Annotated in this window: 12 protein-coding genes; 9 read left to right on the top strand and 3 right to left on the bottom strand. The window is 67.2% G+C overall.

All coding sequences use genetic code 11. The features are described from left to right. Nucleotides 1–278: 278 nt before the first annotated feature. From ACGFI7_RS18550 to ACGFI7_RS18540, 3 genes are all read left to right on the top strand, one after another. Complete coding sequence (locus ACGFI7_RS18550) at nt 279–1,781, top strand: trypsin-like serine peptidase (protein ID WP_393405794.1); 1,503 nt, start codon at nt 279–281, stop codon at nt 1,779–1,781. 440 nt (nt 1,782–2,221) lie between these two features. Next, on the top strand, nt 2,222–3,733 hold the full coding sequence (locus ACGFI7_RS18545) for a trypsin-like serine peptidase (RefSeq protein ID WP_393405792.1): 1,512 nt from the start codon (nt 2,222–2,224) through the stop codon (nt 3,731–3,733). A 194-nt stretch (nt 3,734–3,927) separates the two neighbouring features. Next, complete coding sequence (locus ACGFI7_RS18540; RefSeq protein WP_393405790.1) at nt 3,928–5,412, top strand: trypsin-like serine peptidase; 1,485 nt, start codon at nt 3,928–3,930, stop codon at nt 5,410–5,412. A 48-nt stretch (nt 5,413–5,460) separates the two neighbouring features. On the opposite strand, the gene ACGFI7_RS18535 is transcribed toward ACGFI7_RS18540, so the two are convergent. Both ACGFI7_RS18535 and ACGFI7_RS18530 read right to left on the bottom strand, forming a co-directional pair. Beyond that, entirely contained in the window at nt 5,461–6,819 is a 1,359-nt protein-coding gene (locus ACGFI7_RS18535) for a hypothetical protein (RefSeq protein ID WP_393405789.1), read from the bottom strand. Between the two features lie 133 nt (nt 6,820–6,952). After that, nucleotides 6,953–8,125: an NADP-dependent malic enzyme gene (locus tag ACGFI7_RS18530; RefSeq protein ID WP_393405787.1), complete on the bottom strand. Its 1,173-nt coding sequence runs from the start codon at nt 8,123–8,125 to the stop codon at nt 6,953–6,955. 279 nt (nt 8,126–8,404) lie between these two features. Between ACGFI7_RS18530 and ACGFI7_RS18525 the strand changes: the two genes are divergently transcribed. The 4 genes from ACGFI7_RS18525 (at nt 8,405) to ACGFI7_RS18510 (ending at nt 11,344) form a co-directional block, all read left to right on the top strand. After that, nucleotides 8,405–9,259 carry a transporter substrate-binding domain-containing protein gene (locus tag ACGFI7_RS18525; RefSeq protein ID WP_393405785.1) on the top strand — a complete coding sequence of 285 codons (855 nt, stop codon included), beginning with the start codon at nt 8,405–8,407 and terminating at the stop codon, nt 9,257–9,259. Between the two features lie 3 nt (nt 9,260–9,262). Continuing rightward, nucleotides 9,263–10,090, top strand: coding sequence for an amino acid ABC transporter permease (locus ACGFI7_RS18520; protein WP_393405783.1), 828 nt, complete (start codon nt 9,263–9,265; stop codon nt 10,088–10,090). Continuing rightward, nucleotides 10,087–10,830, top strand: a complete 744-nt coding sequence (locus tag ACGFI7_RS18515; RefSeq protein WP_393405781.1) for an amino acid ABC transporter ATP-binding protein — start codon at nt 10,087–10,089, stop codon at nt 10,828–10,830. Before ACGFI7_RS18520 ends, ACGFI7_RS18515 begins: the two co-directional genes overlap by 4 nt. An 88-nt stretch (nt 10,831–10,918) precedes the next feature. Beyond that, on the top strand, nt 10,919–11,344 hold the full coding sequence (locus tag ACGFI7_RS18510; protein ID WP_393405779.1) for a CGNR zinc finger domain-containing protein: 426 nt from the start codon (nt 10,919–10,921) through the stop codon (nt 11,342–11,344). Here ACGFI7_RS18510 and ACGFI7_RS18505 read toward each other — a convergent pair. Further along, nucleotides 11,314–11,610, bottom strand: a complete 297-nt coding sequence (locus ACGFI7_RS18505; RefSeq protein ID WP_393405777.1) for a S24 family peptidase — start codon at nt 11,608–11,610, stop codon at nt 11,314–11,316. The genes ACGFI7_RS18510 and ACGFI7_RS18505 overlap by 31 nt on opposite strands. 90 nt (nt 11,611–11,700) lie before the next feature. Between ACGFI7_RS18505 and sodN the strand changes: the two genes are divergently transcribed. Beyond that, nucleotides 11,701–12,102, top strand: a complete 402-nt coding sequence (gene sodN, locus ACGFI7_RS18500) for a superoxide dismutase, Ni (RefSeq protein WP_393405775.1) — start codon at nt 11,701–11,703, stop codon at nt 12,100–12,102. Nucleotides 12,103–12,229: 127 nt separating this feature from the next. Then, on the top strand, nt 12,230–12,655 hold the full coding sequence (locus tag ACGFI7_RS18495) for an anti-sigma factor (protein WP_393405773.1): 426 nt from the start codon (nt 12,230–12,232) through the stop codon (nt 12,653–12,655). Nucleotides 12,656–12,660: the final 5 nt, after the last annotated feature.

The following is a 12,660-nucleotide window of genomic DNA, read 5'->3' as shown; positions in this document are numbered from 1 at the left end:
TGAGTCACATTCAACTGACTACCCACCGTGAACATCTCCTAACGGCACTTTCGTCCCAGAAGTCACACCCCCTCCATACCCTGCGAAAACGTACCGCTGTGATCACTCGCCGCATTTGTCTCTGACAGATAACGGAATGGTCACGGCGATTCGGGGCCATACCGGACTCGACGATTCGGCTTCCACCTGCGGAGATCACCGCGCTATGTTCCTTGCTATCCCTTTACTGACGCATGGGACGCAAGTTGCGGCCCACGACAGACCAAGGAGCAGTTCCCTTGAAGCGCATCCTCATCCCCGCCGGTGGCGCCGTTCTGGCCACCGGTCTTCTGGCCGCCGGTCTGGCCGGCACGGCTCAGGCCGACAACGACGTCGCCACCGACGCGATGGCGAAGAACGCCGCTGCGGCCAAGGCCATCGCCGAGTTCTGGGCGGAGACCAACGGCGCTGCTCTGAAGGCCGCCAAGGAGTCCAACGTCTGGGACAAGTCGGACGTCAACAAGCTGCAGAGCAAGGGCGGCTACAGCGCGGACACCAAGGCCGGCTCGACGGCGCCGATCGGCGAAGAGAAGAAGACCACCGCCAAGGTGCAGAACGTCAACCTGCCGAAGACCATCGGCAAGGTGTTCTTCGTCAACAGCAAGGGCGAGAAGAAGTGGTGCTCGGCCACTTCGATCCAGTCGAAGTACCGCAACCTCGTCGCCACCGCCGGCCACTGCGTCTACGACGTGAAGGCCAACTCCGACGTGCTCAGCAAGTGGGTCTTCGTCCCCGGTTACTACCAGGGCAAGACGCCTTACGGCATCTACGTCGGTAAGCAGGCGTTCACCCACTACGACTTCGATGTCTACGAGGACTACGACCGCGACTACGCGTTCGTCACCGTCTACAACGGCATCAAGCTCGGTGGGGGCACCGCCAAGAAGGTCTCCAAGGCCGAGTTCGAGAAGCACCAGGGCCTCAAGGAGGCCAAGGACGTCGAGATCAGCCGCGACGAGTTCCGCGCCTGCAAGCTCGACCCCACCTCCACCGAGGCGTGCTGGGTGAAGCCCGGCTCCCGCGCCGAGAAGGTCGGCCCGGACTACCCGGGTGCGGTCGTGGAGAAGGAAGAAGTCAGCGAGTCCAAGTACCGCCGTGCTCCCATCGGCAAGAAGAACGGTGCGAAGTTCGGTGAGCCCGTCACCGACATCGTCACCGAGCGGGAGTACAAGAAGTACGACGGCCCTGGCAAGAAGTGGCAGGACCGGGCCGGCAACTTCCTCATCACGCACTTCTACGTGCAGTCGTGGGTGAAGCCCGGGACCGACACGAAGTTCTTCAAGACCGTCTTCACCATCATCGAGAACTCCGCGACCGACGCCGGTCGCCTCGGTGACGTCGTCGGCGGCCAGGGCTTCGCGTGGAACCAGCCGACCGGCAAGTACGTGCGGGTGTTCGGCTACCCGGCCGCTCCTCACCCCGACGGCCACAAGAACTACACCGGCATTACTCCGAAGTGGTGCTACGGCAAGACCACGAAGAAGCTGGTGGGTGACGCGGCCAAGAAGATCGAGGAGCACGTCGCGCTGAAGTGCGCGATGACCGAGGGCGCCGACGGTGGTCCTTGGCTGCTCAACTACAAGAACGCCAAGCGTCTCGGTTACGTGAACGGTGTCACCAGCACCTTCAACGACCAGGACGGCAACAACCGCGTCGACTACATCTCGTCGCCGTACTTCGACGGTGAGACGAACGCGGTGTACAAGGCCGCCGCCAACGTGTGGTCCGGCAAGATCCTCTAAGTGAGGACGCCCTGACGGTCGATCCCTGAGAGATCGTCATCTGCGAGACCCGAAGGGCCCGGCACTCCAGCCGGGCCCTTCGGCGTTCCAGGACCGAAAAATGAAGGCGCTTGGACGCATGGGAGCCGCAGATGGTGCCATCAATCCAATGTGATGTGCGTCACATCCCTGCCCCGGGCGACTCGGGAGCGGCCCACGACTCTCGCGAGTCACTTTAACAACATCCTTATGCTGATCTGCGGGAACGCCCCCTTGGCGACCTTCGCCCGACTCCTGCGCTGAAGCCTCCCAAACATCACAGATCGATCACGCCCGACTTGTCGCCTCTTTTCCTTCCAAAGCGGCTACCCGCGAGCAAGATCGACACTGTATGTTCCTGGCTATCCCTTTACTGACGCATGGGACGCAAGAGGCGTTCCACGACAGCGCAAGGAGTTACCTTGAAGCGCATCCTCCTTCCGGCCGGTGGCGCCATTCTGGCCACTGGTCTCCTGGCTGCTGGCCTGGCCGGCACCGCCCAGGCTGATGACAAGGTCGCCTCTGACGCCCTGGCCGCCAGCCAGGCCAAGGCCGCCGAGGTCCTCGACTTCTGGACCAAGTCCAACAACGCCGCCCTGAAGCAGGCCTCGGCCTACTACTGGGACGACAAGGCGGTCAAGAAGATCGTGTCCAAGGGCGGTTATTCGCCCGACGGCAAGCCGGGGTCGACCGCGCCCATCGGCGAGGAGAAGAAGACCGTCTCCAAGACCCACAACGTGAACCTGCCGAGGACCATCGGTAAGGTCTTCTTCGAGGGTCGCGACGGCAACCTGTACTGGTGCTCCGGCACGTCGATCCAGTCGAACTACCGCAACCTGGTCGCCACCGCTGGTCACTGCGTCTACGACGTGGCCGGCAACGACGAGGTCGTGTCGCGCTGGGTCTTCGTCCCGGGCTACTACCAGGGCAAGACGCCTTACGGCATCTACGTGGGCAAGCAGGCGTTCACCCACTACGACTTCGACGTGTACGAGGACTTCGACCGCGACTACGCGTTCGTTACCGTGTACAACGGCATCGGCGGCTCGCTGAACAAGCCCAAGCAGGTCACCAAGGCCGAGTTCGACGCGTACAAGGGCGACAAGGACGTCAAGCAGACCCAGGTGTCCTTCGAGGAGTACAAGAAGGGCAAGCTCGACCCCAAGACCACTGAGTACTACTCGGTGGACCCGGGCTCGCGGGCGCAGAAGGTTGGGCCCGACTACCCCGGTGCGGTCGTCGAGAAGAAGGAAGTCAGCAAGAGCGAGTGGTGGCGCGCTCCGGTCGGCAAGGCCAACGGCGCCAAGTACGGCGAGCCGGAGACCGTGCAGGTCACCAAGAGCGAGTACCTCGCCTACCGCGGCCCTGGTGAGAAGAACAAGGACCGCGCTGGCAACTACACCATCACCCGCTACTACGTGCAGCAGTGGTACAAGCCGGGCACGGAGTTCAAGTTCCTCCGCACCGACTTCTACATCATCGTGCACGAGGTCCGTGACGTCGGTCGCCTCGGCGACGTCGTCGGCGGCCAGGGCTTCGCGTGGAACCAGCCGACCGGTAAGTACGTCCGTACCTTCGGCTACCCCTACGCCAAGCACCCCGATGGCAGCAAGCCGTACTCCGGCAACACGCCGAAGTGGTGCTACGGCAAGACCGGCGCGAAGACCACCCAGGTCCCGTCGCTGAAGATCGAGGAGCACGTGTCGCTGAAGTGCGCCGTCACCGGCGGCTACAACGGCGCCCCGTGGCTCTTCAAGTACAGCAACGCCAAGCGTCTTGGCTACGTCAACGGCGTGACCAGCGTTCTGTACGACACGGACGGCAACGACCGCTGGGACTACATGTCCAGCCCGTACTTCGACGGTGAGACCGCTGCGGTCTACAACGCCGCGAAGAACGTGTGGTCGGGCCAGATCACCCCGATGCCCAAGTAATTCGGGTTGATCTCCCCGGAGTCGGGGGTCCAAACCTCGATTCTTGCTCTACCCGAAGGGCCCGGCGAAAGCCGGGCCCTTCGGCCGTTTCTGATGACATTTCTGACAAGATCTCTGTCGCTTTGTGACCAGAGTGACCAGAGTGTCGATAGTGTCTGATCACCCCTCTTTGTCAGACCTGTGGAGCCGTTCCCGTGAAGCGCCTGTTCGTGCCCCTTGCCGCCGCGAGCCTGACCGCGGCCGCCCTGGCCATCCCCGCTCAAGCCGCCCCCCACTGGGTCAAGGACCCCCTGACCCCGCAGCCCAAGGACGCCTACGGCGCCGCCTTCTTCTGGCTGGACGCGAACGGCGCCGCCCTGAAGAAGGCCACCCAGTACCACTGGGACGCCAAGGACGTCGACAAGATCGTCCGCAAGGGCGGCACGACCCCGGACGACGGCAAGCCCGGCGCCACGGCTCCGGCGACGACGAAGTCAGGCGGCAAGTCCAAGAACGTCAACCTGCCGCGGACCATCGGCAAGGTGTTCTTCGTCGACAAGTCCGGCAAGTACCAGTGGTGCTCGGCGACCTCGATCCAGTCGAAGCACCGCAACCTGATCGTCACCGCCGGCCACTGCGTGTACGAGAGCGGCGACGACGTCTTCGCCAAGTGGGTGTTCGTCCCCGGCTACTACCAGGGCAAGGCCCCGTACGGCATCTACGTGGGCGCCTACGCCTTCACCCACTACGACCTCGACGTCTACGACGACTACGACGGCGACTACGCCTTCGTCGCGGTGCACAACGGCTTCGCGCTGGCCGGCGAGAAGGAGGTCACGCCCAAGGAGTACCACGCCTGGGCCGGTGACAAGTGGGTGAAGCCGCGCGAGATCACCCGCGAGGAGTTCGTCAAGTGCCAGCTCAACCTCGGCGAGTGCTGGTCCGAGGGCAAGGACACCAAGCCCGAGCTGGCCGGCCCGGACCACCCTGAGGCGGTCCTGGAGAAGGTCGAGGTCAGCCCCGAGACCTACAAGAAGGCCAAGGTCGGCCGCGCGCAGGGCGCCAAGTACGGCGAGCCGGTGACCGAGTCCGTCACCGAGGCGCAGTGGAAGGCCTACAAGGGCCCCGGCACCAAGGCCGAGGACAAGGCCGGCAACTACACCATCACCCGCTACTACGTGCAGCGGTGGGTCAAGCCGGGCACCTCGCGCAAGTACTTCGAGGGCCGGTTCATCATCGGCCTGGCCAAGGACACCGGCCGGCTCGGCGACGTCGTCGGCGGCCAGGGCTTCGCCTGGAACCAGCCGATGGGCCAGACGACCATGGTCTTCGGCTACCCGGCAGCCCCGCACCCCGACGGCGACAAGCCGTACACCGGCGTGACGCCCAAGTACTGCTACGGCAAGACCGCCACCAAGTCCGTGCAGGTGAACACCTTCAAGGTGGAGACCCACCAGGTGCTCAAGTGCTCGATGACCCCGGGCGCCGACGGCGGCCCGTGGCTGATCAAGTGGAACAACGCCAAGCGCACCGGCTACGTCAACGGTGTCACCAGCGTGTTCTACGACAACGACGGCAACGACCGGGTCGACCACATCAGCTCGGCCTACTTCGACGGCGAGACCGCGGACGTCTACAACAAGGCGAACCTCGCGGAGACCAAGAAGGTCGTCGGCCCGAACGGCGAGCTCCTGCAGTAGTCCTGAGGTGAAGAGCCCGCCGGTGCGCCCGGCGGGCTCTTCCCGTTTTCAGACCGCCGCCAGCTCCCGCGTCCGCTCCTTCAGCGCCCGGACCGGGGCCTCGTTCTTGTACGGCTCGAACCGCCTGCGCAGGTCGGCCATGTAGCTGCGGGACCGGGCCGACTGCAGCTCGTTGCCCAGCGTCATCGCGCCCAGCGCGACCGAGCAGGCCTCCTCCAGCTCGCCGCACTGCAGCAGCCCGGCGGCCAGCAGCGACAGGTTGAACATGCGGCCGCGCACGAAGCGGCCGTCCATGTCGAGCGAGCGCCGGGCCTGCCGGACGGTCCGCTCCCCCTCGCCCAGGTCGCGGAAGCAGTGGGCGAACTTGGCCGACAGATAGGCCTCGTCGAAGTAGCCCAGCCAGCTCGGCTCGCCGGCCGGCTTGCGGGCGTCGAACGCGCGCTCGGCCTCGTGCAGCGCCCCGCCGCAGGCGCGGGCGTCACCCAGCCCGGCGTGCGCGTGCGCCTCCAGCACGTGGCTGGAGGCGAGCAGGGTGGCCACGCCGGCCCGCCGGGCCGAGAGCTGCGCGGCCCGCGCCAGGTCGAGCGCGTGCGCGTGCTGGCCCATGTAGACCGCCTGGTGGGCCATGCCCGCCAGGATCTCGCCGCCCAGGGCGTGGTCGTCGGCGCCCCTGGCCAGGCGCAGCGCCTGGATGAGGTAGCGCTGGGCCAGACCGTGCTGCTCCAGGTCGTAGGCCATCCAGCCGGCCAGCCTGGTGAGCTCGGCGGCGGCCGCGGCCAGCTGGCGTCCGGTCTTGTCACCGTACGAGCCGTCCTTGAGCAGCGGTGTCACCGCCGTGTCCAGATATTTCACGACAGACGAGCGCACGCGCCCGCTGCCGAACCGGTTGTCCAGCTCGCCGAACGAACGGGTGACCTCGTGGATGGCGGCGATGTCCGCCCTGCCCACGTTGCGGGCGCCCACCGCGCTGGGCCGCCCTTCCGGCGGGGAGGTGAGCCACCGCACCGCCCCCACGGAGCCCGCTCCGATCGCGAACGTCGAATCGAGCAGGAACCTCCGTCTCTCCACATCGGCCCGCCACAGCGCCGTCACGGTCGCGACCCCCTCCTGCCACGTGTGCGTGAACTCCTGCCCGAGATCGAGGGGTGTATTGACGGCGGGCATGCCCACTTCTTCGATGGTGACGGGCCTGCCCAGCCGCAGTGCGAAGATCTCGGTCAGAAGCCCGGGCACCGGGTCCCGCGGCCGCTGACCACCGATCCATCGCAGGACGGAGCTGTGGTCGTACTTCAGGCCGGGGGTGCCACGCGCGGCTCCCAGATCATTGAGGCGCCTGGCCAGACCCTTGTGGGAAAAGCCCGCCTCAGTGATGAGCTGCCGCAGCAGTCGGTTGGGCTCGCGTTCCATCGCTCTCCTCTAGGCAGGAGCCGGCGCCCGCATCCTTACAGAGGGCTCTTGTTATAGCACGCTGAGTAAAGGAAGTTTGGCGAATCCTTAACCCGCGCGAGCCCCGGATGGCTCCTGCCCGGAGAGACGGAGATCAGGCGCGGGCCACTCCGTCGGCCCTGGCCTGCGCGGCGACGGCGGCCGCGACCGCGGGGGCGACCCGCTCGTCGAACGGGCTCGGGATGACGTAGTCGGCCCGCAGGTCGTCGCCGACGACGTCGGCGAGCGCGTCGGCGGCGGCCACCTTCATGTTCTCGGTGATCGTGGTGGCCCGCACGTCGAAGGCGCCGCGGAAGATGCCGGGGAAGGCCAGCACGTTGTTGATCTGGTTGGGGAAGTCGGAGCGTCCGGTGGCGACGACCGCGGCGTGGCGGGCGGCGACGGCGGGCTCGATCTCGGGCGTCGGGTTGGACAGCGCGAACACGATGGAGCCGTCGGCCATGGAGGCGATCGCCTGCTCGGTGACGGTCGAGCCGGACAGTCCGACGAACACGTCGGCGCCCGCCAGGGCCTCCTCGGTGGACCCGTCGTGGCCGGCCCGGTTGGTGTCGCGGGCCAGCGCCTCCTTGACCGGGTTGAGCCCTTCGCGCCCGGCGTAGAGCATGCCCTTGGAGTCGGCGACGGCGATGTCGCCGATGCCGGCCTCCAGCAGGATGCGGCTGACCGCGACGCCGGACGCCCCGGCCCCGGCCACCACCGCGCGCAGGTCGCCCAGCGACCGGCCGGTCAGCCGTGCCGCGTTGCGCAGCGCGGCCAGCACCACGATCGCCGTGCCGTGCTGGTCGTCGTGGAAGACGGGGATGTCGAGCCGCTCGCGCAGCCGCTCCTCGACCTCGAAGCAGCGCGGGGCGCTGATGTCCTCGAGGTTGATGCCGCCGAAGGAGGGCGCGAGCCGCGCCACGGTCTCCACCAGCTCGTCGACGTCCGTGCAGGCCAGGCAGAGCGGCACGGCGTCGACGCCGCCGAACTCCTTGAACAGCAGCGCCTTGCCCTCCATGACGGGCATCGCGGCCGACGGGCCGATGTCGCCGAGGCCGAGCACGGCGGTGCCGTCGCTGACGACGGCGACCACGTTGGGGACCCAGGTGTAGGTGTCGGCGAGCGCGGGCGTCTCGGCGATGGCGGTGCAGACGCGCGCCACGCCGGGCGTGTAGGCGAGCGACAGATCGTCGGCGTCGCGGACCGGAACGGTGGAGCGGATCTCCAGCTTGCCCCCGCGGTGCAGGGCGAAAGCAGGATCGTTCTCGAAAGCGGAAGTTATGGACACAGCGACCCCAGTAGTGGTTGCGACGGAAGAGACCTTGGGCTGACGGGCGGAGATGCCTGGCCTCGGTTACGCCAGGCGATCGTCGTCGATGCCTCGGAGGGGTACGGGGGTCACCCGTCGCACCATACTGACACATGCTGGTCGGGTATCAGGTATCGCCCCCGACGCGGATCTGTTGACGCATCGTTAAATCTCCGATGACAGAGTGCGTCCAAACCCGCTCTAAACTGCACAAAACGCAACGTCAATGCTCTACCACTATCGAGGGAGGCCTCCCCAATGGCCCTCTGGCCCATGAAGCGCCACGGCATCGCCGCCGGCGCGCTCGCCTTGACCGCGGCCCTGACCCTTTCCGCGTGCGGCAGCGACTCGGGAGGTTCCGACACGACCTCCGCCAGTGCGTCGGCGGACGCCGCCGGCGGCGCCAAGCTGGTGAAGCCCGGCAAGCTGACCGTCTGCACGAACGTCCCGTACGAGCCGTTCCAGTTCAAGGAAGGCGACAAGATCGTCGGCTTCGACGTCGACATCGTGGACCTCGTCGCCAAGAAGCTGGGCGTCGAGCAGGAGATCGTGGACATCGACTTCGCGGTGATCAAGAGCGGCGCCGCCATGGCCACCAACAAGTGTGACCTGGCCGCCGCCGGCATGACCATCACCGAGGAGCGCAAGCAGAACATCACGTTCTCCGACCCGTACTTCGACGCCACCCAGGCGCTGCTGGCCAAGAAGGGCACCGGCGCCACCTCCCTGGACGACGTCAAGGCCAAGGGGCTCAAGCTGGGCGCCCAGGCCAGCACGACCGGCCTCGACTACGTCAAGGAGCAGGGGTTCAACCCGACCGAGTACGCCGACTCGCCCAAGGAGCTCCTCGCCCTGCAGGCCGGCCAGGCCGACGTGATCGTCCAGGACCTGCCCGTGGTGCTCACCTGGCTGAAGAAGCCGGAGATCGCCGAGAAGTTCGAGTTGATCGCCAGCCTCGACACCGGCGAGCAGTACGGTCTCGGCATGAAGAAGAACGCCGACCCGGTGCTGGTCAAGACCGTCAACGAGGAGCTGGCCGCGGCCAAGTCCAACGGCACGTACGACGAGATCTTCATGAAGTGGTTCGACAAGAAGCCCGGGGAGCTGGGCTGATCCATGGCGGACCAGCCGAAGACCGCTGAGCCGGTCAAACACCGGCTCAGCCCTCGAAAGAGGCAGCGCATCAGCCGCGGCGTCCAGTACGTCCTCCTGGCCCTGGCTGCCGTCGCCCTCGTCCTGTACGCCAACTGGGGCGAGCTCGGGGAGAACTTCGCCCGGCAGGACATCGCGGCGGAGATGCTGCCCGACCTGTTCACGGTCGCGCTGAAGAACACGATCATCTACTCGGTCGGCGGGTTCGCCTTCTCGTTCGTGTTCGGGCTGATCGTGGCGCTGATGCGGTTGTCCACGGTGGGTCCGTACCGGTGGCTGGCGACGCTCTACATCGAGATCTTCCGTGGCGTGCCCGCCCTGCTGGTCTTCCTGATGATCCTCTTCCTGCCGCTGGCGCTGGACGGCTTCGCGATCCCCTTCGGCACCTACGGCCAGGCCATCCTCGGCCTCGGCCTGGTCGGCACCGCCTACCAGGCCGAGATCTTCCGGGCCGGCCTGCAGGCGGTGCCGAAGGGCCAGACGGAGGCCGCCAGGTCGCTGGGCATGTCGGCCGGCCGGGCGCAGTTCACCGTGGTGATCCCGCAGGCCATCAGGATCGTCATCCCGCCGACCACCAACCAGTTCGTGGCCCTGCTCAAGGACTCCTCGCTGGTGCTCTTCCTGGGTGTGTCGGGCGAGTACGTGGAGCTGACCAAGTTCGGCAACGACACAGCGTCCACGTTCTCCAACGCCACCCCGCTGCTGGTGGCGGGCCTGACGTACCTGATCGTCACGGTGCCGCTGGGCTACCTCGCCGGACGGCTGGAGAAGCGCAAGGGGACGAGCCGATGACGCACGCGATCGAGATCAAGGACCTGCACAAGCACTTCGGCCAGAACGAGGTGCTGCGCGGCATCGACATGACCGTCGAGCCCGGCCAGGTCGTCTGCGTCATCGGGCCGTCCGGCTCCGGCAAGTCGACGCTGCTGCGCTGCGTCAACCTGCTGGAGGAGCCGACCCGGGGCAAGGTGCTCGTCGAGGGCGTCGAGGTGACCGACCCTGACGTCGACATCGACGCCGTACGACGCCGCATCGGCATGGTGTTCCAGCAGTTCAACCTGTTCCCGCACATGACGGCGCTGCAGAACGTCATGATCGCCCAGCAGCGGGTGCTGAAGCGCGGCAAGAAGGAAGCCGAGGCCGTCGCCAGGGAGAACCTCCAGAAGGTGGGCGTCGGCGAGAAGTGCGACTCCTTCCCCGCCCAGCTCTCCGGCGGGCAGCAGCAGCGGGTGGCCATCGCCAGGGCGCTGGCCATGGACCCTGACCTGATGCTGTTCGACGAGCCCACCTCCGCGCTCGACCCCGAGCTGGTGGGCGACGTGCTCGCGGTCATGCGCAAGCTGGCCGAGGAGGGCATGACCATGCTCGTGGTCACCCACGAGATGGGCTTCGCCCGCCAGGTGGCCGACCGGGTGGTGTTCATGGACGGCGGCGTGATCGTCGAGGACGGGCCGCCCGTCCAGGTGATCGGCGACCCGCAGCACGAGCGGACCCGGTCCTTCCTCGCCCGCGTCCTGCACCCCGAGGAGTGACCGCCGGGCGCCCGCGTCCTGCACCCAGAGGCGTGACCGCCGGGCGCCCGGCAGCGGGCGCCCGGCGCGTTTCGTGTAATACTCGCGCATGGACTTGACCTCTTACGCCGAGTGGGCGGTCCGTCTCGTCAACGACCCCGATCCCCCGCCGGAGCTGCGCGAGCTCCAGGGTGAGCTGGCCGCCGTCTTCGACGCCGCGGACACCGAGGAACGGCTCGTGGCCCTGCTCAACGAGCTGCTCGTGCGCTATCCCGTACGCCCTCAGCTCACCGACCACGACGGCCAGGGCTGGCACCTCCACCTGGCCGGCCACACCGGCGCCGCCGCCGTCATGGGCCTCGCCTCGGTCGTGGCCGAGCTCGGCGCCGAACGGCTCGGCCGCTGCCTGGAGCCGCACTGCACCCGCGCCTTCCTCGACACCTCCTCCAACCGCTCCCGCCGCTACTGCTCGGCCCGGTGCGCCAGCAGGGCCAACGTCGCCGCCTACCGCGCCCGCCGACGCGGCGGCCAGTAACGCAGCACGACCCGGCCCACCAGGTCGGGCACCGGGCCGAAGTCCCAGCTGTCGCGGCGTCCGCTCGCGCGCTGGTTGTCGCTCTCCAGCCACCAGCCGCCCGCTTCCTGCCAGGCGGCGCGCTTGACGATGAGCCGCTCCGGGTCGCCGGGCAGCAGGGCGACCACCAGGTCACCGGGCTTCACCCGGGCCCGGCGGCGCACCAGCAGCCAGTCGCCGGGCAGCAGAGCGGGCCGCATCGAGTCACCCTCGACACGCACTCTCATGGGCCGCCACCCCCTCCTCCACAGGCGTTTGGAGACGAGTAAGGTCGGTACGAGGACCAAGCTGATTCGGCATCAAGGAAGGATTTTCTGATGCTCGCACGACTGCTACGACCCAAGCATGTCGCTTCCGCGCACTGCGACCTGCCCTGCGGCGTCTACGACCCGGCGCAGGCCCGGATCGAGGCGGAGTCGGTCAAGGCCATCATGGAAAAGTACGCGGCCAACGAGGACCCGATCTTCCGCGCCCGCGCCATCAAGATCAAGGAGGAGCGGGCCGAGCTGGTCAAGCACCACCTGTGGGTGCTGTGGACCGACTACTTCAAGCCGCCGCACCTCGAGCAGTACCCCCAGCTGCACCAGCTCTTCTGGGACGCGACCAAGCTCGCCGGCGCGGCCGGGGCCAAGGGCACCGTGGACGTCGCCAAGGGCGAGGAGCTCCTGGGCAAGATCGACGAGATCTCCAAGATCTTCTGGGAGACCAAGGCCGCCTAAATCGGCTCAAAGGCTCTGTGCGGCTCCCGGCTGCACAGAGCCTTTTCCGTTGATGGCGAGTCTGAATCCGCCAAGCACGTCTCCAGGGCGGTAAGTTGCAGTCAGCGTCGTATACGCGAGGAGGATCGTGACCGAGGAAACCGAGGCGCGCGTGACAGGCGAGGCAGGCATCCGCGACGTGGTGAGCATCAGGCTCCCCGCCGACAGTGCTTACCTGTCCGTGTTGCGTACGGCCACAGCCGGGCTGGCCGCCCGGCTGGACTTCACGCTCGACGAGATCGAGGATCTGCGGATCGCGGTCGACGAGGCGTGCGCCATGCTGCTCAGCGAGGCGGTGCCGGGCACCGACCTGACCGCCGAGTTCGAGCTGACCGGGCAGGAGATGCAGGTCCGGGTCGAGGTGGCGACAGTCGGGAGCTCCGCGCCCAAACGCGATGACTTCGCGTGGATGGTGCTGACGGCCCTCGCCGACGACGTCGACGCCGTGACCGACGTCGCCGACCGCATGGCGATCATCCTGCGTAAGCGTCGAGGCGCAGCGAGGTCGGCGTGACGGAA

Origin of the sequence: Nonomuraea sp. NPDC048826 (genome assembly GCF_043198225.1) — a bacterium.
Lineage (GTDB): Bacteria > Actinomycetota > Actinomycetes > Streptosporangiales > Streptosporangiaceae > Nonomuraea.
The sequence above is the reverse complement of the archived record's forward strand: the minus strand, read 5'-3'. Positions and strand labels throughout refer to the sequence as shown.

Coding starts and splice junctions, on each gene's coding strand:
- ACGFI7_RS18525 (WP_393405785.1), top strand. CDS start 8,405: ATGGCCCTCTGGCCCATGAAGCGCCACGGCATCGCCGCCGGCGCGCTC.
- ACGFI7_RS18520 (WP_393405783.1), top strand. CDS start 9,263: ATGGCGGACCAGCCGAAGACCGCTGAGCCGGTCAAACACCGGCTCAGC.
- sodN (WP_393405775.1), top strand. CDS start 11,701: ATGCTCGCACGACTGCTACGACCCAAGCATGTCGCTTCCGCGCACTGC.
- ACGFI7_RS18535 (WP_393405789.1), bottom strand. CDS start 6,819: ATGGAACGCGAGCCCAACCGACTGCTGCGGCAGCTCATCACTGAGGCG.
- ACGFI7_RS18515 (WP_393405781.1), top strand. CDS start 10,087: ATGACGCACGCGATCGAGATCAAGGACCTGCACAAGCACTTCGGCCAG.
- ACGFI7_RS18505 (WP_393405777.1), bottom strand. CDS start 11,610: ATGAGAGTGCGTGTCGAGGGTGACTCGATGCGGCCCGCTCTGCTGCCC.
- ACGFI7_RS18510 (WP_393405779.1), top strand. CDS start 10,919: ATGGACTTGACCTCTTACGCCGAGTGGGCGGTCCGTCTCGTCAACGAC.